Source organism: Pseudomonas fluorescens, from assembly GCF_001708445.1.
Taxonomy (GTDB): domain Bacteria; phylum Pseudomonadota; class Gammaproteobacteria; order Pseudomonadales; family Pseudomonadaceae; genus Aquipseudomonas; species Aquipseudomonas gorinensis.
Window position 1 is genome coordinate 6,347,826 of record NZ_CP015637.1, and the last position, 23,748, is coordinate 6,371,573.

Consider the following 23,748-nt stretch of genomic DNA (forward strand, 5'->3'; position numbering starts at 1 on the left):
TGTGGCTGACCGGCAGGCTCAAACTGAAGGGTATGACGGTGTTTTCGGCAGAGAGTTCGTGGTGCAAAAGTGCCACCTGAGCGGGAGCTCGATGGTTTATCTTTCGTAATGCATTGATTCCCCTGGGGAAATCTCGCTGATTAGATTCGCGCATTCTTCATCCTGAAAGGCCATGCGGTGGCGTCTGGCCGGACGAACGTACCCGGCCAGGTTCAGCCGGGTCAGTGACTGCCGGAGTGCCCAAAACCACCTGCGCCACGTTGGGTTTCGTCGAATTCCTGTACCAGCTCGAAGTGCGCCTGCACCACCGGCACCAGCACCAGCTGCGCAATGCGCTCGCCGACCGCGATATTGAACGCGGTCTGGCCACGATTCCAGCACGACACCATCAACTCACCCTGGTAGTCCGAGTCGATCAGGCCGACCAGGTTGCCCAACACGATGCCATGTTTGTGACCCAGGCCGGAGCGCGGCAGGATCAGTGCGGCCAGGCCAGGGTCACCGACATAGATCGACAGGCCGGTAGGAATCAACAGGGTCTGGCCTGGCTCGAGGACAGTGTCTTCCTTGAGCATGGCGCGCAGGTCCAGGCCGGCGGAGCCCGGGGTGGCGTAGGCCGGCAGTGGGAATTCGCTGCCGATGCGAGGGTCGAGAATCTTGGCTTGCAAAGCGTGCATGGACATTAAACCTGGTTCAGCCGTTGGGCGATAAAAGAGATCAGTTGGCGGGCAATCTTGCCTTTGCTGGTCTGGGCGAAAAGGGTGGCGTGCAGCTCGCGGTCGATCACGCTGCAGGCGTTTTCCTCGCTGTTGAAGCCGATGCTTGGGTTGGCGACATCATTGGCGACGATCAGGTCGAGGTTTTTATCTTTCAATTTGCGTGCGGCGTAGTCCAGCAGGTGCTCGGTCTCGGCGGCGAAACCGACACTGAATGGGCGATCCGCACGGGTGGCGATGGTGGCCAGGATGTCCGGGTTGCGTACCATTTGCAGGAGCAGGCCGTCGCCGCTTGTAGGGTCCTTCTTGAGCTTTTGCGGGGCGACTACTTCCGGTCGGTAGTCCGCAACTGCTGCCGAGGCGATAAACAGGTCGCAGGGAATCGCCGCTTCACAGGCTGCCAGCATGTCCCGGGCGCTGACTACGTCGATTCGGGTGACTCTGTCGGGCGTTGGCAAATGCACCGGACCGGTGATCAAGGTGACGCGCGCGCCTGCCTCAACCGCGGCTTCGGCCAGGGCAAAGCCCATTTTTCCTGAGCTATGGTTGGTGATGTAGCGCACCGGGTCGATGTTTTCCTGGGTCGGGCCGGCGGTGATCAGCACGTGCTTGCCGGTCAGGGCCAGGTGCTGGAAGCACTCGGCGGCGCACAGCGCCAGGTCGGTGGCTTCGAGCATGCGGCCCATGCCCACGTCGCCGCAGGCCTGGCTGCCGGAGGCCGGGCCGAACACCTTGAGGCCACGGCTTTGCAGGAGTTGGGTATTGGCCTGGGTGGCCGGGTCGCGCCACATGGCCTGGTTCATGGCCGGGGCGATGGCGACGGTGGCGTCGGTAGCCAGTACCAGGGTGGTGAGCAGGTCATCGGCGATGCCCTGGGCCAGGCGGGCGATCAGGTCGGCGGTGGCCGGGGCGATCAGTACCAGGTCGGCCCATTTGGCCAGCTCGATATGGCCCATGGCGGCTTCGGCTGCCGGGTCCAGCAGGTCCAGGTGAACCGGGTGGCCGGACAAGGCCTGCATGGTCAGTGGGGTGATGAACTCACTGCCACCGCGGGTCATGACCACGCGCACTTCGGCGCCCTGGTCAAGGAGCCTGCGAACCAGCTCTGCGCTCTTGTAGGCGGCAATGCCGCCGCCGACGCCGAGAACGATGCGTTTCCGATACAGACGCTGCATTGGTTTGCCTTTCCAGTTCAGTGAAGCCAGTTCAGTGACGCCTGCGATGCCCCCTCCCCAGGTGAAATCGCACGCAAAAAAGAGGGCCTACGATAACACAGCGCCTGCCAGGCAACAGCGGCGCACGTATACAGGAAAGAGGGATGAGTATTCGCGATTGGCCCGTAGCGGAACGTCCGCGGGAGAAACTTCTGGAATGGGGCGCGGCGAGTCTGTCCGATGCCGAGTTGTTGGCCATCTTCCTGCGCACCGGGGTTTCCGGGCGAAGTGCGGTGGACCTCGCACGCCACCTGTTGGTGCAATTCGGTGGCCTGCGCCCGCTGCTGGAGGCCAGCCAGGCGCTGTTCAGCCAGCAACTGGGGCTGGGGCCGGCGAAGTTTGCCCAGTTGCAGGCGGTGCTGGAAATGTCCCGGCGCCACTTGGCCGAGCGGTTGCGGAGTGACTCTGTATTGGAAAGCCCGGTGGCCGTGCGTGATTACCTCAAGGCGTTGCTGCGCCATGAGCCCCACGAGACGTTCGGTTGCCTGTTTCTCGATTCAAAACATCGTGTACTGGGTTTCGAGGCGTTGTTCCAGGGCACCATCGACGCCGCCATGGTTTACCCCCGGCAGGTGATCAAGCGCGCCCTGGCGTACAACGCGGCGGCGCTGATCCTGTGTCACAACCATCCTTCGGGGAATGTGGAGCCCAGCGCCGCTGATCGAAAATTGACCAAGGTGCTGCAAAAGGCCCTGGAAGTGGTGGATGTGCGAGTGCTGGATCACATCATCGTGGGGGATGGGGATCCGTTGTCGATGGCGGAATACGGATGGATGTAGCCCCCGCCCATTGGATGGGGGCTATTGGGTCAGGGCTTGACGCTGACTTTCGAGAAGTCCTGCCGCCCGAACGGGCTCACCTGGTAGCCCTCGACGGTTTTGCGCGCCAAGGCAAACGCCGTCGGGTGCGCCAGGGGCAACCACAAGGCCTGCTGCTGGATCTGCGCCTGGGCCTGTTGGTACAGCTTGCTGCGCACCCCTTGTTCGCTGGTGGTCTTGCCGGCGCTGATCAGCTTGTCCAGGGCAGGGTCGCAGTAGCGGGCGAAGTTGGTGCCGGATTTTACGGCGGCGCAGGAGAACTGCGGGGTGAGGAAGTTATCCGGGTCGCCGTTGTCGCCGGCCCAGCCCATGAACAGCAGGTCGTGCTCACCGGCTTTGGCACGGCGAATCAGTTCGCCCCATTCGATCACGCGGATTTCGGCCTGGATGCCGACCTTGGCCAGGTCCGCTTGCAGCAGTTGCGCACCGAGGTTCGGGTTCGGGTTAAGCAGGCTGCCGGTGGGGCGTGTCCAGATTGTGGTCTTGAAACCGTCCTTGAGCCCGGCACGTTCGAGCAAGGCCTTGGCCTTGGCGAGGTCCTGTGGATAACCGGGCAGCTCTTTGGCGTAGCTCCAGGTGTTGGGCGGGAAGGGGCCATCGGCGGCTTCGGCGGTACCTTCGAACACGGCCTTGAGGTAGCTGGCCTTGTCGAATGCCAGGTTGATTGCCTGGCGCACTTCCGGCTTGTCCAGGGGCGGATGCTGGCTATTGATTGCAACGAATGCGGTCATGAATGCGGCGGTTTTTTCCACCTTGAGCGCGGGGTCCTTCTCGGCTTCGCCGACATCCAGCGGTTTGGGGGACAAGGCGATCTGGCATTCATTGCGGTGCAATTTCTGCAGCCGCACGTTTGCGTCTGGCGTAATGGCGAAGATCAAGTTATCCACAGCCGGTTTGCCGGCAAAGTAGTCGGGGTTGGCCTTGTAGCGAACCACGGCATCTTTCTGGAAGCGCGTGAAGATGAACGGCCCGGTGCCGATCGGTTGGCTGTTGAGTTTTTCCGGGGTGCCCGCCTTGAGTAATTTGTCGGCGTATTCGGCCGGGTAGATCGAGGCAAAACCCATGCTCAAGGCCGCCAGGAAGGTGGAGTCGGCGTGGTCCAGGGTGAAGCGCACGGTCAGTGGGTCGAGGGCGTCGATCTTCTTGACCAGGGTCGGCAATTGCAGCGACTGGGCATGGGGGAAGCCGCTCTGGGCGATCTTGTGCCACGGGTTGGCCGGGTCAAGCATGCGCTCGAAGCTGAAGCGCACGTCTTCGGCAGTCAGCGTGCGACTCGGGGTGAAGTACTCGGTGCGATGGAATTTAACGTCCGGGTGCAGCTTGAACGTATAGGCCAGGCCATCCGGCGAAACCTCCCAGCTATCGGCAAGGCTCGGCACCAGCTTGCCACTGGCGGCGTCATAGTCCACCAGACGGTTCATCAGCACGTCGGCCGAGGCGTTGGTGGTCGTCAGCGAATTGTATTGCACCACGTCGAACCCTTCGGGGCTGGCCTCGGTGCAGACGCTCAAACTGGTGGCCGCCAGGGCCTGCGGCACGACAAATAGAGGGGCTAGCAATAGCGGTAGGGCAGCGAGGCGCATATTAGGTTTCCTTTGCAGATCGAAGGCCCATCTGCGAGTGCAGTCTGGAAAAGTCCTACCGTAGTGGTCTGATTCATAAATGACTAGCCCATTTTTGCCTGTGCTTTTGGCTCAAATGCTGTTTTGATGGCGCCTCAGCGCGTTTCGCTGTGCGCCTCACTGCGCGCGCGAGCGCTGTAAGTCATTCTGTGCGACGAGCGGTCGGCTGTTACAGCGGCCCCTCCTGGCAACGGTTCGGGCGTATGTCGCCGAGATTTACGCCGGTAAAAACACACGGGCTGTTGTTGCACTTGGGTCTTTCTGGTATAAAGCAGCGCTCTTTTCTAGGGGCCCGGTTCCTTCGCTTGTAGGTGTAGCCGGTAAGACCCTAAAGAAACGCGGCGCCTGGCGCCAAATGACTGAGAGATTAAGCGGCCAACCCATGCCGGGTTGGGCATGTGGTTTTAGAGGGCTGAGGCATGTCGAGAGTCTGTCAAGTTACCGGTAAGGGTCCGGTGACTGGGAATAACATTTCCCACGCAAATAACAAAACCCGTCGTCGTTTCCTGCCGAACCTGCAGCATCACCGCTTCTGGGTTGAAGAAGAGAAACGTTTTGTTCGCCTGCGTGTATCTGCCAAAGGCATGCGTATCATCGACAAGCGTGGCATCACTGTCGTGCTGGCCGAAATCCGCGCCGCTGGCAAGATCTAAGGAGCTCTATCATGCGTGAATTGATTCGAATGATCTCTAGCGCCGGTACTGGTCACTTCTACACTACCGACAAGAACAAGCGTACTACCCCGGACAAGCTCGAAAAGAAAATGTTCGACCCGCGCGTTCGCAAGCACGTGATCTACAAAGAAGGCAAAATCAAGTAATTGGTTTTCTTCCTTGTGAAAAAAAGCCCGTATCTCACGATGCGGGCTTTTTTTTGCCTGGCGTTTGTTGATCAGGCCTTCTGCTCGAACACCACGTAGATCTTGCGGCACGGTTCCAGCACTTCCCAGGTACCACTGAAGCCGGCGGGGATCACGAAGCGGTCGCCGGCGCGCAAGGTCTTGGCGTTACCGTCGCCGTCGCGCAGTACCGAAACCCCCTGCACAATTTCGCAGTATTCATGCTCGGTATAGTTGACCTTCCACTGCCCGACTTCTCCTTCCCAAACCCCGGCGCTCATCTGGCCGCATGGGCTGTTGTAGTGGTTGTAGATCGTTTGTTCGGGGTCGCCCTTGAGGATTTTCTCGGCGGCAGGGCGGTAGCGGTCGGGCGCCGTGTTGGCCTGGCTGAAGTCGACGATGTCCTGGATGCTCATGTGCGTGTCCCGTCTGGCCTGCGGTTGGAGAGCCCAAAGTCTATGTTTATTAAAATGAACATCGCAAGGGCGTTTACCGCCGTTATGTCAAATATATTGAAACATCCCCAGCCGCTGGTTTAGGGTGGCAGCTGCCTTGAGCCGAACAGCAGGCTGGCCGGGCAAGAATTCTTTGAGGCTGCCGGGGGACATCACCTGGCCCTTGTATTCAATAAGAGGAGGACACTCGCATGACCACCCTGACCCGTGCCGACTGGGAACAACGCGCCAAGGACCTGAAGATCGAAGGCCGCGCCTATATCAATGGCGAATACACTGCCGCCGCTTCCGGTGACACCTTCGAATGCATCAGCCCGGTCGATGGCCGCCTGCTCGCCACCGTTGCCAGTTGCGATGCCGCCGACGCCCAGCGCGCCGTGGAAAATGCCCGTGCCACCTTCAATTCCGGCGCCTGGTCGCGCCTGGCACCGGCCAAGCGCAAGGCCGTCATGATCCGTTTCGCCGCGTTGCTCAAGGCCAATGCCGAAGAGCTGGCGCTGCTTGAAACCCTGGACATGGGCAAGCCGATCAGCGACTCCCTGAACATTGACGTGCCTGGCGCAGCCAATGCCCTGAGCTGGAGCGGTGAGGCGATCGACAAGATCTATGACGAAGTCGCCGCCACCCCTCACGATCAGTTGGGTCTGGTAACCCGTGAACCGGTTGGTGTCGTCGGCGCCATCGTGCCGTGGAACTTCCCGCTGATGATGGCCTGCTGGAAACTGGGGCCGGCGCTGTCCACCGGTAACTCGGTCATCCTCAAGCCCTCCGAAAAATCCCCGCTGACTGCCATCCGCATTGCGGCCCTGGCCGTTGAGGCCGGCATTCCAAAAGGCGTGTTCAACGTGCTGCCGGGCTATGGCCATACCGTGGGTAACGCGCTGGCGCTGCACATGGATGTCGACACCCTGGTGTTCACCGGCTCGACCAAGATCGCCAAACAGCTGTTGATCCGCTCCGGCGAATCGAACATGAAACGCGTATGGCTGGAGGCGGGCGGCAAGAGCCCGAACATCGTGTTCGCCGATGCCCCGGATCTGCAAGCCGCGGCCGAATCCGCCGCGGGTGCCATTGCCTTTAACCAAGGCGAAGTCTGCACTGCCGGTTCACGCCTGCTGGTGGAGCGCTCCATCAAGGATAAATTCCTGCCGCTGGTGATCGCCGCGCTGAAGGGCTGGAAGCCAGGCAACCCGCTGGACCCGGCCACTAACGTCGGCGCGTTGGTGGACACTCAACAGATGAACACCGTGCTGTCCTACATCGAAGCCGGCCATGCCGACGGTGCAAAGCTGGTGGCAGGCGGTAAGCGTACCCTCGAAGAAACCGGTGGCACCTACGTCGAACCTACGATTTTCGATGGTGTGACCAACGCCATGAGGATCGCCCAGGAAGAAATCTTTGGCCCGGTCCTGTCGGTCATTACCTTCGACAGCGCTGAAGAAGCCATCGCCATCGCCAACGATACCCAATATGGGCTGGCGGCGGCGGTATGGACGGCCGATATCTCCAAGGCGCACCTGACCGCCAAGGCCCTGCGTGCCGGCAGCGTGTGGGTCAACCAGTACGATGGCGGTGACATGACCGCGCCATTCGGGGGGTTCAAGCAGTCGGGTAACGGTCGCGACAAGTCCTTGCATGCGTTCGACAAGTACACCGAGCTGAAGGCGACCTGGATCAAGCTGTAAGCAGCGCCGCTGAACCCCTGTAGGAGCGAGCTTGCTCGCGAAAAACGTCAACGATAACGCGTGCTGTCTGGTAACACGCGGTGTCCTTGAGTTCTTCGCGAGCAAGCTCGCTCCTACAGTTCGTTTGCAACCCTGAAAAGTATCCACAGGAGCGTGGAAATGCGTTGGGCGACTTATTTCGCCGTCCTGGCCTCGGTACTCAGTGTCGGCCTGGCGCTGGGCGTGAGCATGCCACTGGTATCCCTGCGCCTTGAGGGCTGGGGCTACGGCAGTTTCGCCATCGGCGTGATGGCCGCGATGCCTGCCTTTGGTGTGCTGCTGGGTGCCAAGGTCTCCAGCCGCCTGGCCTCTTGGCTGGGCACTGCCAACCTGATGCGTCTGTGCCTATGGGCCGGTGCCGTGTCCATCGGTTTGCTGGCGATCCTGCCCAGTTACCCGGTGTGGCTGGTGCTGCGGCTGATGATCGGGGTGATCCTGACCATCGTGTTTATCCTGGGTGAAAGCTGGATCAACCAATTGGTAGTGGAGCAGTGGCGCGGCCGGCTGGTGGCGCTGTACGGCTGCAGCTATGCCTTGAGCCAGCTGTCAGGGCCACTGCTGCTGGGTGTGATCGGCACTGATCATGACTACGGTCTCTGGGTGGGTGCGGGCCTGCTGATGGTCGCGCCGCTGTTGCTGCTGGGGCGTTCCGGCGCGCCGACGGCCGATTCGTTCAGTGTGACCCTTGGCGACCTGTGGCGCTTCTGCCTGACACTGCCGGCGATTGCCTGGGCGGTGGCGTTATTCGCCGCGTTCGAAGCGATGATTCTGACACTGTTGCCGGTGTATTGCCTGCAGCAGGGCTTCACCGCCGAGATAGCCTTGGCGATGGTCAGCACCGTGGTGGTGGGTGATGCGCTGCTGCAATTGCCCATCGGTGCCTTGGCCGATTACTTGCCGCGGCGCACGCTGTTCTTGAGTTGTGCGCTGCTGTTGCTGGCGTCGAGCCTGGCGATTCCGTTGTTGATGCAGACGGTGTTGATCTGGCCGGTGTGGGTGCTGTTCGGCGCCAGTGCCGGAGGGTTGTTCACCTTGTCGCTGATTCTGATTGGCGAGCGCTACCGTGACGATGCGCTGGTGCGCGCCAATGCCCATATCGCGCAGCTGTGGGGGATCGGCTGCTTGATCGGGCCGTTGGTGGCGGGTGCAGGCAGCCAGTGGATCAGCGGGCATGCCCTGCCTTGGCTGATGGCGGCCGGGGCGCTGGGGCTGGTGGTGCTGTTGTTGCGCCAGGGCGCATTTGGTGCTGCGCAGCCCGCTTGATCTGGAAGCAATCAACTGTGGGAGGGGGGCTTGCCTCCTCCCACATTGGATCTTCGCTGTTCTTAGAGCATGCGTTCCAGGCCGACCGAGTTGGCGAACCACGCATTGAACCGGCGCCACCAACTGCCCGGCTCGCGGGTCAAGGTGTGTAACTGACCGTTATCCTCGGTCACCCACACCACTTGGCCATTCTGCAATTTCGCCTCATAACTCAAGGCGGGTGCCATGCCTTGCAGTGCCAGGTTGCGTACGTGTTCCGCCAATTCGGGGCTGTCGACCAATACGCCCACTTCGGTGTTCCACAACACTGAGCGCGGGTCGAAGTTGAATGAGCCGATAAACGACTTCGTCCGATCAAAGATCATCGCTTTGCTGTGCAGGCTGGAGTCCGAGCCCTTGAACGTGCCGCGGCGAAACAGGTGTGGGCCGCTGCCTGCGCCAGGGGCACCCGGTTGGCGGCGCAATTCGTAGAGTTTCACCCCATGTTCCAGCAGCGCCTTGCGATACGGCTCGTAGCCGCCATGCACAGCGGGTACGTCGGTGGCTTCAAGGGAGTTGGTCAGCAGGCTGACCGACACGCCGGCGTCGGCGCGACCGGTGAGGTACACCAGCCCAGGTTGCCCAGGCACGAAGTACGCCGAGATCATGATCAGCTCGTGGTTGACGCCTTCCAGTTCCGGCGACAGTTGGGTAGTCAGCAGGAGTCGAGGATCCGGATCATTCTTGGCCAGCACCTTGCTCGGCGCGTCCCACAGCGCCTGGTTCCAGGCCCAGATCAACTCGCGGCGCCAGATGTCCATGCGCGGTTTGGTCTTGTAGGCGCGCAGGCGGTTGTACAGGGCGTGGTTCTGCTGGCGGGATTGGGCCAGGGATTCCTCCAGGAGAAGCCGTGCAGTCGCCAGGTCACCTTTGGATGGCAGGTTGGAGATGAACTCATTAATGGGTTTGCTCAGGGCGCTGTTCCAGTACTGGTCGAAGCTGTGGCCCAGCTGCTCGGCCACCGGGCCCACACTGAGCATGTCGATATCGGTGAAGTTGAGGTTGGGTTCGGCGTCGAAATACTCGTCCCCGAGGTTACGCCCACCGACGATGGCCACGCTGTTGTCCGCCACCCACAGTTTGTTGTGCATGCGCCGGTGTTGCAGCGACAGGTTGAACAGCCGCCCCATGGTCCGTGTTACGCCGGTGCTGCGCCCCAGATGCAGAGGGTTGAACAGGCGAATCTCGATCTGGGGATGAGCGGCGAGGGTGGCGATGATCTGGTCGAGGCCATCGCTGGTGGTGTCGTCCAGCAGGATGCGAACCCGCACACCACGATCAGCTGCCTTGAGCAGTTCATCCACCAGCATGCGCGTGCTGATGCCGTCGTGGACGATGTAGTACTGCAGGTCGAGGCTGGTCTGGGCATTACGGATCAGCTCGGCGCGGGCCATGAACGCTTCACTGCTGTTGGGCAGCAGGCGAAAGCCAGAGCGGCCTTGGTAGGGCGCGGCCTGGGCCTGGATCGAGCGGCCGAACGACGAATCCTTCGCTGGCAGGGCGTCGCTGGGGATGCGTGGCGCATTGACCGTGGCGCAACCGCCCAGGGCCAGGGCTCCCAGCAGGAAAAACGGTAAAAGCCGTCGAATCATCAAGGGAGTCGCTTCCAGATCAGGGCGGTTGTCGGCATATGACGGCAATTTCCCAAGAAAGGTCAGTCGGCCGCCTCGGCCAGCAGCTTGCTCGCGGCGGTGCCGACCTTGCGCACGGCTTCTTCAATCTGTGGCGTTGGCTTGGCAGCGTAGTTCATGCGTAGGCAATTTCTGTACTTGCCGGAAGCCGAAAAGATGCTGCCCACCGCCACCTGTACGCCTTGTTCCATCAGCACGCGGTTGAGCTTGAGGGTGTCGAAGCCCTCCGGCAGTTCTATCCACAGCATGAAACTGCCTTGCGGCCGGCTGGCGCGGGTGCCCGCCGGGAAGTATCGGCTGACCCAGTCGAGCATCAAGTCGCGATTACGCTGGTATTGCGTACGCATCCGCCGCAAATGCGGTTCGAAATGGCCGCCCTTGAGGAATTCGGCGATAGCGATCTGCGGCTGGGTGGCGGTGGAGCCGGTGCTGATGTATTTCATGTGCAGCACCCGCTCCAGATAGCGACCCGGCGCGACCCAGCCGATGCGCAGGCCTGGCGCCAGGGTTTTTGAGAACGAACTGCACAGCAGCACGCGGCCGTCCTCGTCGAAGGATTTGATGGTGCGCGGACGCGGGTAGCTGTAGGCCAGTTCGCCGTACACATCGTCTTCGATGACTGCCACGTCAAAGCGCTGGGCCAGGGTCAGCAACGCTCGCTTGCGGGCCTCCGGCATGATGTAGCCCAGGGGGTTGTTGCAGTTGGGGGTCAGTTGGATGACCTTGATCGGCCACTGTTCCAGCGCCAGTTCCAGGGCTTCCAGGCTGATGCCGGTGAGCGGGTCCGTGGGGATTTCCAGCGCCTTCATGCCCAGGCCCTTGAGGGTCTGCATGGCACCGTGGAAGCTGGGTGAGTCCACCGCCACGATATCCCCGGGCTCGCAGATCGCACGGATGCTGGCGGACAACGCTTCATGGCAGCCGGTGGTGATCACGATGTCTTCGGCACTCAGTTGGCAGCCGGAATCCAATGACAGTCGGGCGATTTGCTCGCGTAATTCCATACAGCCGAGGATGTTGTCGTAATACAACCCCGGCAGATCCTGGCGCCGACTGACGCGACCCAGGCTGCGCAGCAGGGGCTTGAGGGTGGGTGACAATACATCCGGCATGCCGCGACCCATCTGTATGACGTCTTTGCGCGGGACTGCGCGAATCAATTCCAGCACCTGATCCCACTGGGAGATTTCCACCGGGCGCTGGGCCGGGCGGCCGATCTCGGGCAGCGCCGGCAACTCCCGACCCACCGGTACAAAGTAGCCGGACTTGGGCTTGGGCATTGCCAGGCCATTGTCTTCCAGTAACCGATAGGCCTGCTGCACGGTGCTCAGGCTGACCCCGTGCTCGACGCTTAGGGCGCGTACGGACGGCAGTCGATCGCCGGGGCGATAGAAACCCTGTTCAATGCGCGTGCCCAGTAATTCGGCGAGGTTAACGTAAAGCGTCATGGCGGTCGCTCCGGGAGACCAGTACAGATAGGTGAAAAATACAGGATTCAGCCGCGCATGGGCAGTTTCTGTATGGATTTAATAAAGAAGGGTTGGATCTGTAATGGTTTTGCCTGCTCGCCCATTCTAGTCACTCATGGCAACAAGCAAATGAGGGGCAGCAAAATGAACGGCATGAGTGATGTGCGGCTGATGTTACACAGTCAGGAATTGCAGGCTGGACAAGAGCGGGCGACCTCGCCGCGCGAGATCAGCCGCTGGAGTCTGTTCTGGCACCGCCGCCATACGCGCAAGGCCTTGCTGCACTTGACCCGCGAGCAGTTGCGTGACGTTGGGTTGACCCCAGAGCAAGCACGCCAGGAAGGCCTGAAGCCTTTCTGGCGTGATTGATCAGACCCATTCTTTAAGGCGGTGCCAGAGCATCCCCAGCGCCAACAGCGGCGAACGCAGGTGCTTGCCGCCGGGGAAGGTGATGTGCGGCACCTGGGCGAACAGATCGAAGCGGCCCTGCTGTTGGCCGCTGATGGCTTCGGCCAGCAGTTTGCCGGCCAGGTGTGTGGCGTTGAGGCCATGGCCAGCGTAGGCCTGGGCGTAATACACATTGGGTTGATCCGCCAACCGGCCTATCTGCGGCAGGCGGTTGGCGCCGATGCCGATCATGCCGCCCCATTGGTAGTCGATCTTCACGTCAGCCAGCTGTGGGAACACCTGCAACATCTTTGGCCGCATGTAGGCGCCGATGTCCTTGGGATCGCGTCCGGAATAATGGCAGGCCCCGCCGAACAGCAGTCGACGATCGGCGGACAGGCGGAAATAATCCACGGTCACCCGTTGGTCACACACCGCCATGTTCTGCGGCAACAAGTTGGCGGCTTGTACCGGGCTCAAGGGTTCGGTGGCGATGATGTAGCTGCCGGCGGGCAGCACCTTGCCGCTCAGTTGCGGGTTGAGGCCGTTCAGGTAGGCGTTGCAGGCCAGCACCAGGGTCTTGCTGCGTACGTTGCCCTGAGCAGTGTGCACGTTGACCTCGGGGCCATAGTCGATGCGCGTCACTTCGGACTGCTCGAACAGGCGCACGCCCAATTGCCCGGCGGCTGCCGCTTCACCCAGTGCCAGGTTCAGCGGGTGCAGATGGCCGGAGCCCATGTCGATCATGCCGCCCACGTAGCGGTCGGAGCCGATCACGCTGCCCATCTCACTGGCTTGCAACAGGCGCACTTCGTGGCGATAACCCAGGCTGCGCAGTTCTTCGGCGTCTTCGGCCAGGCCATGCAGGTCGCGGGGTTTGTTGGCCAGGTCGCAATAGCCCCAGGTCAGGTCGCAAGGGATCTGGTAGCGTTCGACGCGTTCACGCACGATCTCCACGGCCTCCAGGCCCATGAGTTTCATCTGGCGCACGCCCTCGTTACCAATCACGTTGGCGAACTGCTCCAGCCCGTGGCCGACACCGCGAATCAACTGGCCGCCATTACGCCCGCTGGCGCCCCAGGCGATCTTGCGCGCCTCCAGCAGCACCACGCTGAAGCCGCGCTCAGCCAACTCCAGGGCCGTATTGAGCCCGGAGAAACCGCCGCCGATCACGCACACATCAGCGCTCACCTCGCCGGTCAACATCGGGTAATCCGGTTGCGGCACGCTGCTGGCGGCGTAGTAGGAAGCGGTGTGCCGGGCGCTGGCAGTCATGGGGAACATCCCTGTTTGGAAAATTTGACGCAGGATACAGCGGTCGGACGAAGCTGTCTGCGCAGGGCGTTTTGCTTCAGAATCTACGTCTATTCGCCGTTCGGTACGTGTTTCGATGAGTTGCAACAGCCAGAAAATCAGTGCGCTGCGCCGACAGATTCCTTCGTTCGAGTGCGTTCCCGGTTGCCACGATTGCTGTGGGCCGGTGACTACATCGCCCGAGGAAATGTCCCGCCTGCCGCGCAAAACCGCGGCCGAGCAGGAAGCCGCCATGGACGAGCTGAACTGTGTGCACCTGGGGCCCAATGGCTGCACGGTGTATGACGAGCGGCCGTTGATCTGCAGGCTTTTCGGCACCACCAAGACCTTGCCTTGCCCCAATGGGCGGCGGCCGGTGGAGCTGATTCACCCACGGGTGGAGAAGCAGATCCATGAATACATGGCGAGTACCCGGCAGGTGCTGGTCTAACGATGTACGCGGTCAAAATGTGGGAGGTGCTTGCTCCCACCTTTGACCCCGTTGTGTCAGTCAGTCCGGAATTGGCAGGTTCAGGCTCTCTTTCACCTCTTCCATCACGATATAGCTCTTCGACTCCCGCACATGGGGCAGCTTGAGCAGGATATCGCCGAGCAATTTGCGGTACGACGCCATCTCGGAAATCCGCGCTTTCACCAGGTAGTCAAAGTCCCCCGACACCAGGTGGCATTCCAGCACATGGGGCAGTTTCAGCACGGCGCGGCGGAACTCTTCAAAGGTGTCGCCGGATTTGTAATCGAGGCTGATCTCGACAAATACCAGCAAACTTCCCTTCAAATGCTGGGGGTTGAGCCGTGCGTTGTAGCCCATGATGATCCCTTCGCGCTCCAGCCGCCGTACCCGCTCGGTGCACGGCGTGGTGGAGAGCCCGACCTTTTCCCCCAGCTCGGTGAACGAAATTCGCCCGTCGGTTTGCAGGATGCGCAGGATGTTGCGATCGATCTTGTCCAGCTCCCGCTTGGTCTGAGTGTTGGTACGCATAGGGGATACGCCTCTGTGAAAAGGGTTTTTGCCGAGAATTGTCGCCAAATATAGGCAGTTATATAGTGAAATGCACTGGCGATTGCTTTTTATACTGCGCACATCATTGCTCGAACAACACACGTCGGCGGTCAAGCCGCGATGAGGATATAAAAATGCGCGTTCTGGTCTTGGGTAGCGGCGTCATTGGTGTGACCAGTGCCTACTATTTGGCGCGGGCTGGCTTTGAAGTCGTCGTGGTCGACCGTCAGCCTGCCGCTGCCATGGAAACCAGTTTCGCCAACGCCGGCCAGGTGTCCCCAGGCTACGCCTCGCCATGGGCCGCGCCGGGTGTGCCCCTCAAGGCTATCAAGTGGCTGCTGCAACGCCACGCCCCGCTGGCGATCAAGGCCACGGCCGATATTGATCAATACTTGTGGATGGCGCAGATGCTGCGTAACTGCACCGCCAGCCGCTACGCGGTGAACAAGGAGCGCATGGTGCGCCTGTCCGAGTACAGCCGCGATTGCCTCGACGAACTGCGCGCCGAGACCGGCATCGCCTACGAAGGCCGCAGCCTCGGCACCACCCAGCTGTTCCGCACCCAGGCCCAGCTCGATGGCGCCGCCAAGGACATCGCCGTATTGAAAGAATCCGGGGTGCCGTTCGAGCTGCTCGACCGCGCCGGTATCGCCCGTGTTGAGCCAGCCTTGGCCAGTGTCACCGATATCCTCGCCGGTGCCCTGCGCCTGCCCAACGACCAGACCGGCGACTGCCAGATGTTCACCACCCGCCTGGCCGACATGTGCAGGCAACTGGGCGTGGAGTTCCGCTTCGAACAGGACATCCAGCGCCTCGACTACGCTGGCGACCGCATCAACGGTGTGTGGATCGACGGCAAGCTGGAAACCGCCGACCGCTACGTGCTGGCTCTTGGCAGTTACTCGCCGAAGTTGCTCAAGCCGTTGGGGATCAAGGCCCCGGTGTACCCGCTCAAGGGCTACTCGTTGACCGTGCCGATCACCAACCCGGCGATGGCCCCCACCTCGACCATTCTCGACGAAACCTACAAGGTCGCGATCACCCGTTTCGACAACCGCATCCGCGTGGGTGGCATGGCTGAAATTGCCGGTTTTGACCTGTCGCTTAACCCGCGTCGGCGTGAAACCCTGGAGATGATCGTCAACGACCTTTATCCTCAGGGCGGCGATTTGACTGAAGCCACTTTCTGGACCGGCCTGCGCCCGACCACACCCGACGGCACACCGATTGTCGGCGCCACCCCGTTCAAGAATCTGTTCCTCAATACCGGCCACGGCACCCTCGGTTGGACCATGGCCTGTGGCTCTGGCCGCTTGCTGGCTGACCTGATGGCGAAGAAAACCCCGCAGATCAGCGCCGAAGGCCTCGATATTTCCCGTTACGGCAACCACCAGGAGTCCGCAAAACATGTCAATCCAGCGCCAGCTCACCAATGAGCGCATGAGCCAGATCGTTGTCCACAGCGGTACCGTGTATCTGGCAGGCCAAGTCGGCGACGACATGAGCGCCGGGATTGAACAGCAGACCCGTGAAACCCTGGCCAATATCGAGCGCCTGCTGGACCTGGCGGGTACCGACAAGACCAAGTTGCTGTCGGTGACGATCTACCTGAAAGACATCGATGCCGACTTCGCCGGCATGAACGCGGTATGGGACAAGTGGTTGCCCAAAGGTGCTGCCCCGGCCCGTGCCACGGTTGAAGCGAAACTGTGCGAACCGGAAATCCTGGTAGAGCTGTCCGTCGTGGCCGCTTTGCCATAAACAACGATCCCTCTCCCGGTGCCGACGCGGTTAGTCGGCGCCGGTTTTTTCTCCACTCTGCCGCCTAGAAGCCTGCCGCCATGCGTCCAGCCCGTGCCCTGATCGACCTCCAAGCCCTGCGCCACAACTATCAATTGGCCCGTGAAGTCACGGGGGCCAAGGCCCTCGCCGTGATCAAGGCCGATGCCTACGGCCATGGTGCCGTGCGGGTGGCCCAGGCGTTGGAAGCCGAGGCCGACGGGTTTGCCGTGGCCTGCATCGAAGAAGCACTGGAACTGCGAGCTGCCGGCATTCGCGCGCCGGTGTTATTGCTGGAAGGTTTTTTCGAAGCCGATGAGCTGCCGCTGATCATCGAGCATGATTTCTGGTGCGTGGTGCATTCGCTGTGGCAACTGGAAGCTATCGAACAGGCCACCCTGAGCAAGCCGCTGACCGTCTGGCTCAAGCTGGACTCGGGTATGCATCGCGTGGGCCTGCACCCCAAGGATTACCCAGCGGCGTACCAGCGGCTGCTGGCCAGTGGCAAAGTCGCCAAGATTGTATTGATGAGCCATTTCGCTCGCGCCGATGAACTCGATTGTGTGCGCAGCAATGAACAGGTGGCCGTGTTTGAGGCGGCGCGCCAGGGCTTGTCAGCCGAGGTCAGCCTGCGTAATTCGCCTTCGGTGATGGGCTGGCCAAATGTATCCAGCGACTGGGTTCGGCCAGGCATCATGCTGTACGGTGCGACGCCGTTTGGCGAAGACCAGGCCATCGCCGCGCGTTTGCAGCCGGTGATGACCCTGGAGTCGAAAGTCATCTGCGTGCGTGAACTGCCGGCCGGCGAGCCGGTGGGCTACGGCGCCAAGTTCATCACGCCAAAACCGATGCGCATCGGCGTGGTCGCCATGGGGTACGCGGACGGCTACCCACGCCATGCGCCAACGGGCACGCCGGTGCTGGTGGCGGGGCAACGCAGCCAGTTGCTGGGGCGTGTGTCCATGGACATGCTATGCGTCGACCTCACCGATGTACCCCAGGCCGGCCTCGGTTCCACCGTGGAACTGTGGGGCAAGAATATTCTTGCCAGTGATGTTGCAGTCGCCGCCGAGACCATTCCCTACCAGATCTTCTGCAACCTTCGCCGTGTGCCAAGGCTCTATTCCGGGGCTTGATCGACCTCGACGAACGGAGCCGGCCAGGATTTAGGCCCAAGTGTTGTAAATACTGAACGCTGTCGCCATGATAACGCTCAATTACAACAAAGCCTGAATCCTAGGAGGCTCCCGCATTGGACGTCGGCGAACGACTGCAATCCATCCGTAAACTGAAGGGTCTTTCCCAGCGCGAGCTCGCCAAGCGCGCGGGTGTCACCAACAGCACCATTTCGATGATCGAAAAAAACAGTGTCAGCCCTTCCATCAGTTCCTTGCGCAAGGTGCTGGGCGGCATCCCTATGTCGATGGTCGAGTTTTTTTCTGAAGAGATCCTCCAGGAAATACCGACACAGATCGTCTATAAAGCCAATGAGCTGATCGACATCTCCGACGGAGCCGTCACCATGAAACTGGTGGGCCGGGCGCACCCGAGCCGGGCCATCGCATTTCTCAATGAAATCTACCCGCCAGGCGCCGACACCGGCGAAGAAATGCTCACCCACGAAGGCGAAGAAACCGGGATTCTGGTGGAAGGTCGACTGGAGTTGGTTGTCGGTCTTGAAACTTTTGTGCTCGAAGCCGGCGATAGCTACTACTTTGAAAGCACCAAGCCCCATCGTTTTCGCAATCCGTTCGACGTGCCGGCGCGACTAATCAGCGCAGCCACACCCGCGAACTTTTAACAACAGAGGCGCCCTGCCAGCGTTGCAGAGGTTCCCGCAGCCGTATTCCGCCAGGCTGAATCTCCCTTTGTTTAATGGGGTTGTTTCAGCCAGGCGGGCTAACCGTTATACTTTCGCCGCCTGCGAAACCGTGGCCGCAGGCGTGAATAGCCACCATTGAGGGTGAACGCGTGAACCTAATTATGAAAATGCTGGCTGCACCAGCAACCGTACTGGCCCTATGGGCTGTCAGCGCTCAAGCTGCGACCAATGATGACATTGCCAAGCGCCTGGAGCCTGTAGGCCAGGTTTGTGTCCAGGGGCAGGAATGCAAGGGGATGGAGGTGGCTGTGGCTGCTGGTGGCGGGGGCGCGGCTAAAACGCCTGATGATGTGATCGCCAAGCACTGCAACGCATGCCACGGCACCGGCCTGCTGAATGCTCCGAAGATCGGTGATACCGCTGCCTGGAAAGAGCGGGTAGGTCATCTGGATACTGTATTGGCGGAACTCAAGATCGAGGACCCGCAGAAAGGCACCAAGGGGTTGGCCCAGGTCGCCAAGCATGGCTTGAACGCCATGCCTCCGATGGGGACGTGTGCTGATTGCAGCCTCGAAGACCTTGAAGGTGCGATCAAGAAGATGTCCGGTCTGTAATCAGCCGATCTTCGTCAAAAATGCCGCTTACGAGCGGCTTTTTTGTGCCCGTAATGTGTGTTTCGAGGCTGTTCTTTGCAGCAAAGACCCTGCAAGCTCGGTCAAACCCCTAATCACGGAATGTTCAGGAGGGTCGGATGGTGCAGTTGTGTTCAATCGAGCAAGCAGTTGACGACGTACTGGCACGCTTGCCGGCGCATATCCACATGGGCATGCCCTTGGGACTGGGCAAGCCGAACCTGTTCGCCAATGCGCTGTACCGGCGTATCGCCAAGCTGCCGGAGCGGGCGCTGACGATCTACACCGCGCTGAGCCTGGGCCGTCCGGCCTTGGGCGATGGCTTGCAGAAGCGCTTTCTCGAACCCTTTATCGAGCGGGTGTTTGGCGATTACCCCGAGCTGGATTTTCTCGCCGACCTGCACAAGGACAGTCTGCCGGCGAATATCCACGTGCAGCAGTTTTTCATGCAGCCTGGCAGCTTGCTCCACAGCACCTCGGCGCAGCAGGATTACGTGAGCAGCAACTACAGCCATGCCGCACGCGACATCAATGCCGCCGGCCTCAACCTGGTGGCGCAGTTGGTGGCCAGCAGCGCCGAACACCCCGATCGCCTGAGCCTGAGCTGCAACCCCGACATCACCCTCGACCTGTTGCCGATGATCGCCAAGCGTCGCGCCGCAGGGGAAACCATTCTGGTGGTTGGCCAGGTCCACAGCGATTTGCCCTACATGCCTGGCGATGCCGAGCTGGGCATGGACGAATTCGACTACCTGCTCGATGAAAAGGACAGCACCACCTTATTCTCCACGCCGAACATGCCCGTGGGGTTCCAGGATCACTTTATCGGCCTGCACGCCAGCACCCTGGTGCGTGATGGGGGAACCTTGCAGATCGGCATCGGCTCGATGGGCGATGCGCTGACGGCCGCGCTATTGGCGCGCCAGGCCGACAACGAAGCCTATCGCTTGCTGCTGACGGACCTGGATGTGTACCAGTGGGCGCCACTGATCAGTCGTGAGGGGGGTGTCGATCCCTTTGCCCGCGGTCTTTACGGCTGTAGCGAAATGTTCGTCAACGGTCTGCTGGTGCTGGCGGATGCGGGAATTGTGCGACGCAAGGTCTACCCCGATGTGGCAACCCAGGCACAAGCCAATGCCGGGCTCCTTGACGACGCGGCACAACCCGATGGTGTCTCGATCCACGGCGGCTTCTTCCTCGGGCCGCGCAGTTTTTACCAGCGCTTGCAGGAGATGACCTACGCCAAGCGCCAGGCATTCAACATGACCCGCATCAGCTACATCAACGAGCTGTACGGGCAGGAAGAGCTCAAGCGTTTACAACGCCTGGATGCGCGGTTTATCAACAGCGCGATTGCGGTGACATTGCTCGGTGCCGGGGTTGCCGACCAACTGGAAGGTGGTCACGTGCTCAGCGGCGTGGGCGGGCAGTACAACTTTGTTGCCCAGGGCCATGCGCTGGAAGGTGCGCGATCGATCCTGATCCTGCGCAGTTGGCGCGAGGCGGGGGGCGAGGTCAGTTCCAATATTGTCTGGGAGTACGGCCATTGCACCATCCCACGGCACCTGCGGGATATCGTCATCACTGAATACGGCATTGCCGACCTGCGTGGGCAGACCGATGCCAAGGTGATCGAGGCGTTGCTCAACATTACCGACTCACGCTTCCAGGCCGACTTGATCGAGCAGGCGCAAAAGGCCGGCAAGTTGCCCAAGGATTTCCAACTGGACCCACGCTTCAGCGACAACACGCCGGAGCGGCTCCAAGGTATCCAGGCGCGGCATCGCCGACTGTTTCCGGAATATCCGCTGGGTACTGATTTCACCGATGAGGAGCGGGATCTGTTGCGCGCGTTGAACTGGCTCAAGAGCAAATTCAAACTGACGGAGATTCTGGAGTTGGGCAAGGCGGCGCTGGATGCACCGGAGCCGGAGGCGTTTCCTGAACATCTGGTGCGGATGCGGTTGGATAAGCCGGAGGGTTTGAAGGAGGACCTCTACCAGCGTTTGTTGCTTGCCGGCCTCCAGGCTACCGCGCATTAATTGTCAGTCGGTTAAGGTTTTTTTGTAGGAGCGAGCTTGCTCGCGAAAAACGTCAACGATAACGCGTGTGTCCTGAAGGAACGCGGCGCCTGTGAGTTTTTCGCGAGCAAGCTCGCTCCTACAGAAGGCGATGTTGGCCTAACTGACGGGCATTGGGGTTTACCCCCTCCCACATTTTGATCGTGCTCACCTGGCATTTGCTGTGTAGCAAATTACTCGATGAAGGTAACGACGCCACCTTCCAGCGACTGCACACGCGCCAGCGACTCAACCCGATAACCCTGCGCATCCAGCTCCGCCCGACCGCCTTGGAACGACTTCTCGATCACAATCCCCAAGCCCGCAACGGTCGCGCCGGCCTGCTTGATGATCGAGATCAGGGCCTGGGAGGCCTTACCGTTGGCCAGGAAGTCATCGATGATCAGCACGCGGTCACTGCTGGTCAGGTGGCGTGGCGAGATCGCCACGGTGCTTTCTACTTTTTTGGTGAAGGAATACACCGTTGCCGACAGCAGGTTTTCGGTGAGGGTCAGGGATTGCTGCTTACGGGCGAAAATCACCGGCACGCCGAGGTTCAGGCCGGTCATGATCGCTGGGGCAATCCCTGATGCTTCGATGGTGACGATCTTGGTGATGCCCGAGTCCTTGAACAGCGCGGCGAACTCGTCGCCGATCAGCTTCATCAGCGCGGGGTCGATCTGGTGGTTCAGAAAGGCGTCGACCTTGAGTACCTGATCGGAAAGCACGATGCCTTCTTCGCGAATTTTCTTGTGCAGTGCTTCCACGGAAAGCTTCCTCTAATGGCGCGTTGTGCGCCGAAAGTAGATTAAAAAGTAGTCGATTCTAGCGCTTTAACATCGCGCGTATATCCGCCAGGGCGGTGTTGCCGCGAACGGCCTTCACCTCGGTCGGGGTGTCGTCATTGCCTTCCCAGGCCAGGTCGTCCGGCGGCAGTTCATCCAGGAACCGGCTGGGGGCACAATCGATGATTTCGCCGTATTGCTTGCGCTTGGCGGCAAAGGTGAAGGCCAGGGTCTGACGCGCGCGCGTAATGCCCACGTAGGCCAGGCGTCGTTCTTCCTCGATGGTGTCGGCTTCGATGCTGGAGCGATGGGGGAGGATTTCCTCTTCCATGCCCATGATGAACACGTAGGGGAATTCCAGGCCCTTGGATGCATGCAAGGTCATCATCTGTACCCCTTCGGCGCCGTCTTCCTCTTCCTGCTGGCGTTCGAGCATGTCGCGCAGCACCAGCTTGCCGATGGCGTCTTCGACGGTCATTTCGCCGTCTTCGTCTTTTTCCAGGGTGTTCTTCAGCGCTTCGATCAGGAACCAGACGTTGCCCATGCGGTAATCCGCGGCCTTATCGCTGGAGCTGTTGGTGCGCAGCCAGTTTTCATAGTCGATGTCCATGACCATGCTGCGCAGGGCGCTGATCGGGTCTTCGCCGGCGCACTGTTCGCGCACTTTGTCCATGAAGCGCTTGAAGCGCGACAGGCGATCGGTGAAGCGCGTGTCCAGGTGTTCGCCCAGGCCGATTTCGTCGGTGGCGGCGTACATCGAGATCTTGCGTTCGGTGGCGTAGTTGCCGAGCTTTTCCAGGGTGGTGGAACCAATCTCGCGGCGCGGCACGTTGATGACGCGCAGGAAAGCATTGTCGTCGTCCGGGTTCACGATCAGGCGGAAGTAGGCCATCAGGTCCTTGACTTCCTGGCGTCCGAAAAAGCTGTTACCGCCCGACAGGCGATACGGCACCTGGTGGTGCTGCAACTTCAGTTCGATCAGCTTGGCCTGGTAGTTGCCGCGATAGAGGATCGCGAAATCGCTGTAGGGCCGGTCGGTGCGCAGGTGCAGGCTGAGGATCTCCACGGCCACGCGCTCGGCTTCGGCGTCCTCGTTGCGGCAGCGGATCACGCGGATCTCGTCGCCGTGGCCCATCTCGCTCCACAGTTGTTTTTCAAACTCGTGGGGGTTGTTGGAGATCAGCACGTTGGCGCAACGCAGGATTCGGCTGGTGGAGCGATAGTTCTGCTCCAGCATCACCACTTTCAGGGACGGGTAGTCGTCCTTGAGCAGCATCAGGTTTTCCGGGCGGGCACCGCGCCAGGCGTAGATCGACTGGTCGTCGTCGCCGACCACGGTGAACTGGTTGCGCGTGCCGATCAGCAACTTCACCAGCAGGTACTGGCTGGCGTTGGTGTCCTGGTATTCGTCCACCAGCAGGTAGCGCACCTTGTTCTGCCACTTTTCGAGGATGTCGGCGTGTTCCTGGAACAGCTTGACCGGCAACAGGATCAGGTCGTCGAAGTCCACGGCGTTGAACGCCTTGAGCGTGCGCTGGTAGTGGGTGTAGACGATGGCGGCAGTCTGCTCCTTGGGGTTGCGCGCGTTTTCCAGGGCTTCGGCGGGCAGGATCAGGTCGTTTTTCCAGGCGCCGATCATGTTCTTGATCTCGTCGACGCCGTCGTCGCCCGCGTATTCCTTCTGCATGATGTCGGTCATCAGGGCTTTGACGTCGGTCTCGTCAAAGATCGAGAAGCCCGGTTTGTAGCCCAGCCGCACATGCTCCTTGCGGATGATGTTCAGGCCCAGGTTGTGGAAGGTGCACACGGTGAGGCCACGGCCTTCGCCACCCTTGAGCAGGGTGCCGACACGCTCTTTCATTTCCCGCGCCGCCTTGTTGGTAAAGGTCATGGCGACGATGTACTGGGCGCGGATGCCGCACTGCTGGATCAGGTGCGCGATCTTGCGGGTGATCACGCTGGTCTTGCCGGAGCCTGCACCGGCGAGCACCAATAGAGGGCCGCCGACGTAGTTCACGGCTTCTTGCTGCCGGGGATTGAGTCGGGACATACGGAATTTCAGGAGTCGTTGTTCAAAAGGGCGGGCATTTTAACAGGCTGGCAAGATTCTGCTGCCCTGGATCGACGGTGTGACGTACCACTCGATCTAAATTTGCCGGTTTTGATACTTTGCCGCAGGA

Annotated in this window: 23 protein-coding genes; 13 read left to right on the forward strand and 10 right to left on the reverse strand. The window is 60.7% G+C overall.

The annotated features are described in order from the left end of the window. Positions 1-221: 221 nt before the first annotated feature. Positions 222-677 (reverse strand): dUTP diphosphatase, encoded by a 456-nt coding sequence (gene dut, locus A7317_RS28455; protein WP_041161320.1) that lies wholly within the window; start codon positions 675-677, stop codon positions 222-224. A 5-nt stretch (positions 678-682) separates the two neighbouring features. Further along, on the reverse strand, positions 683-1,891 hold the full coding sequence (coaBC, locus tag A7317_RS28460) for a bifunctional phosphopantothenoylcysteine decarboxylase/phosphopantothenate--cysteine ligase CoaBC (protein ID WP_024078094.1): 1,209 nt from the start codon (positions 1,889-1,891) through the stop codon (positions 683-685). A gap of 143 nt (positions 1,892-2,034) precedes the next feature. Here coaBC and radC point away from each other — a divergent pair, with 143 nt between their 5' ends. Beyond that, a complete protein-coding gene (gene radC / locus A7317_RS28465) occupies positions 2,035-2,709 on the forward strand; it encodes a RadC family protein (protein WP_024078093.1) in 675 nt (224 codons plus the stop codon). Between the two features lie 29 nt (positions 2,710-2,738). On the opposite strand, the gene A7317_RS28470 is transcribed toward radC, so the two are convergent. Continuing rightward, complete coding sequence (locus A7317_RS28470) at positions 2,739-4,331, reverse strand: ABC transporter substrate-binding protein (protein WP_069077268.1); 1,593 nt, start codon at positions 4,329-4,331, stop codon at positions 2,739-2,741. Between the two features lie 458 nt (positions 4,332-4,789). Between A7317_RS28470 and rpmB the strand changes: the two genes are divergently transcribed. Together rpmB and rpmG are read left to right on the forward strand one after the other, a co-directional pair. Continuing rightward, complete coding sequence (gene rpmB, locus A7317_RS28475; protein WP_003176907.1) at positions 4,790-5,023, forward strand: 50S ribosomal protein L28; 234 nt, start codon at positions 4,790-4,792, stop codon at positions 5,021-5,023. An 11-nt stretch (positions 5,024-5,034) separates the two neighbouring features. After that, positions 5,035-5,190, forward strand: coding sequence for a 50S ribosomal protein L33 (gene rpmG / locus A7317_RS28480; protein WP_003176906.1), 156 nt, complete (start codon positions 5,035-5,037; stop codon positions 5,188-5,190). 71 nt (positions 5,191-5,261) lie between these two features. Here the strand turns inward: rpmG and A7317_RS28485 are convergent, their stop codons facing one another. Next, positions 5,262-5,624, reverse strand: a complete 363-nt coding sequence (locus tag A7317_RS28485; RefSeq protein ID WP_024078091.1) for a cupin domain-containing protein — start codon at positions 5,622-5,624, stop codon at positions 5,262-5,264. 230 nt (positions 5,625-5,854) lie between these two features. On the opposite strand from A7317_RS28485, the gene A7317_RS28490 reads away from it, so the two are divergent. Further along, positions 5,855-7,348: an aldehyde dehydrogenase gene (locus A7317_RS28490; RefSeq protein WP_024078090.1), complete on the forward strand. Its 1,494-nt coding sequence runs from the start codon at positions 5,855-5,857 to the stop codon at positions 7,346-7,348. 159 nt (positions 7,349-7,507) lie between these two features. Next, positions 7,508-8,650, forward strand: a complete 1,143-nt coding sequence (locus tag A7317_RS28495) for an MFS transporter (RefSeq protein WP_069077269.1) — start codon at positions 7,508-7,510, stop codon at positions 8,648-8,650. 62 nt (positions 8,651-8,712) lie between these two features. Here the strand turns inward: A7317_RS28495 and A7317_RS28500 are convergent, their stop codons facing one another. Together A7317_RS28500 and A7317_RS28505 are read right to left on the reverse strand one after the other, a co-directional pair. Beyond that, positions 8,713-10,281: a phospholipase D family protein gene (locus A7317_RS28500; RefSeq protein ID WP_069077270.1), complete on the reverse strand. Its 1,569-nt coding sequence runs from the start codon at positions 10,279-10,281 to the stop codon at positions 8,713-8,715. Between the two features lie 62 nt (positions 10,282-10,343). Next, positions 10,344-11,768: a PLP-dependent aminotransferase family protein gene (locus A7317_RS28505; RefSeq protein ID WP_069077271.1), complete on the reverse strand. Its 1,425-nt coding sequence runs from the start codon at positions 11,766-11,768 to the stop codon at positions 10,344-10,346. Positions 11,769-11,933: 165 nt separating this feature from the next. Between A7317_RS28505 and A7317_RS28510 the strand changes: the two genes are divergently transcribed. Further along, a complete protein-coding gene (locus tag A7317_RS28510) occupies positions 11,934-12,158 on the forward strand; it encodes a DUF1127 domain-containing protein (RefSeq protein ID WP_024078086.1) in 225 nt (74 codons plus the stop codon). Here A7317_RS28510 and A7317_RS28515 read toward each other — a convergent pair whose 3' ends face one another. Further along, on the reverse strand, positions 12,159-13,451 hold the full coding sequence (locus tag A7317_RS28515; protein WP_069077272.1) for an NAD(P)/FAD-dependent oxidoreductase: 1,293 nt from the start codon (positions 13,449-13,451) through the stop codon (positions 12,159-12,161). Between the two features lie 115 nt (positions 13,452-13,566). Here A7317_RS28515 and A7317_RS28520 point away from each other — a divergent pair, with 115 nt between their 5' ends. Continuing rightward, the gene (locus A7317_RS28520) at positions 13,567-13,920 is read left to right on the forward strand and encodes a YkgJ family cysteine cluster protein (RefSeq protein ID WP_017135860.1); all 354 of its coding nucleotides are present in this window, start codon (positions 13,567-13,569) and stop codon (positions 13,918-13,920) included. A gap of 60 nt (positions 13,921-13,980) precedes the next feature. Here the strand turns inward: A7317_RS28520 and A7317_RS28525 are convergent, their stop codons facing one another. Next, the gene (locus A7317_RS28525; protein WP_003176896.1) at positions 13,981-14,469 is read right to left on the reverse strand and encodes an Lrp/AsnC ligand binding domain-containing protein; all 489 of its coding nucleotides are present in this window, start codon (positions 14,467-14,469) and stop codon (positions 13,981-13,983) included. 155 nt (positions 14,470-14,624) lie between these two features. Between A7317_RS28525 and dadA the strand changes: the two genes are divergently transcribed. The 6 genes from dadA (at position 14,625) to A7317_RS28555 (ending at position 20,765) form a co-directional block, all read left to right on the forward strand. Further along, positions 14,625-15,926, forward strand: coding sequence for a D-amino acid dehydrogenase (gene dadA, locus A7317_RS28530; RefSeq protein ID WP_024078084.1), 1,302 nt, complete (start codon positions 14,625-14,627; stop codon positions 15,924-15,926). Next, entirely contained in the window at positions 15,898-16,251 is a 354-nt protein-coding gene (locus tag A7317_RS28535) for a RidA family protein (protein ID WP_024078083.1), read from the forward strand. The genes dadA and A7317_RS28535 overlap by 29 nt, the downstream gene beginning before the upstream one ends. Positions 16,252-16,331: 80 nt before the next feature. Continuing rightward, on the forward strand, positions 16,332-17,405 hold the full coding sequence (alr, locus tag A7317_RS28540; protein ID WP_024078082.1) for an alanine racemase: 1,074 nt from the start codon (positions 16,332-16,334) through the stop codon (positions 17,403-17,405). A 116-nt stretch (positions 17,406-17,521) separates the two neighbouring features. Continuing rightward, positions 17,522-18,070: a cupin domain-containing protein gene (locus A7317_RS28545; RefSeq protein ID WP_003176893.1), complete on the forward strand. Its 549-nt coding sequence runs from the start codon at positions 17,522-17,524 to the stop codon at positions 18,068-18,070. Positions 18,071-18,240: 170 nt separating this feature from the next. Continuing rightward, on the forward strand, positions 18,241-18,705 hold the full coding sequence (locus A7317_RS28550; RefSeq protein ID WP_172831364.1) for a c-type cytochrome: 465 nt from the start codon (positions 18,241-18,243) through the stop codon (positions 18,703-18,705). Positions 18,706-18,842: 137 nt separating this feature from the next. Then, positions 18,843-20,765, forward strand: coding sequence for an acetyl-CoA hydrolase/transferase C-terminal domain-containing protein (locus A7317_RS28555; protein WP_069077273.1), 1,923 nt, complete (start codon positions 18,843-18,845; stop codon positions 20,763-20,765). Between the two features lie 212 nt (positions 20,766-20,977). Here the strand turns inward: A7317_RS28555 and A7317_RS28560 are convergent, their stop codons facing one another. Both A7317_RS28560 and rep read right to left on the reverse strand, forming a co-directional pair. Next, complete coding sequence (locus tag A7317_RS28560; protein WP_024078079.1) at positions 20,978-21,550, reverse strand: xanthine phosphoribosyltransferase; 573 nt, start codon at positions 21,548-21,550, stop codon at positions 20,978-20,980. A gap of 58 nt (positions 21,551-21,608) precedes the next feature. Continuing rightward, the gene (gene rep / locus A7317_RS28565; RefSeq protein ID WP_024078078.1) at positions 21,609-23,618 is read right to left on the reverse strand and encodes a DNA helicase Rep; all 2,010 of its coding nucleotides are present in this window, start codon (positions 23,616-23,618) and stop codon (positions 21,609-21,611) included. Between the last annotated feature and the right edge of the window lie 130 nt (positions 23,619-23,748).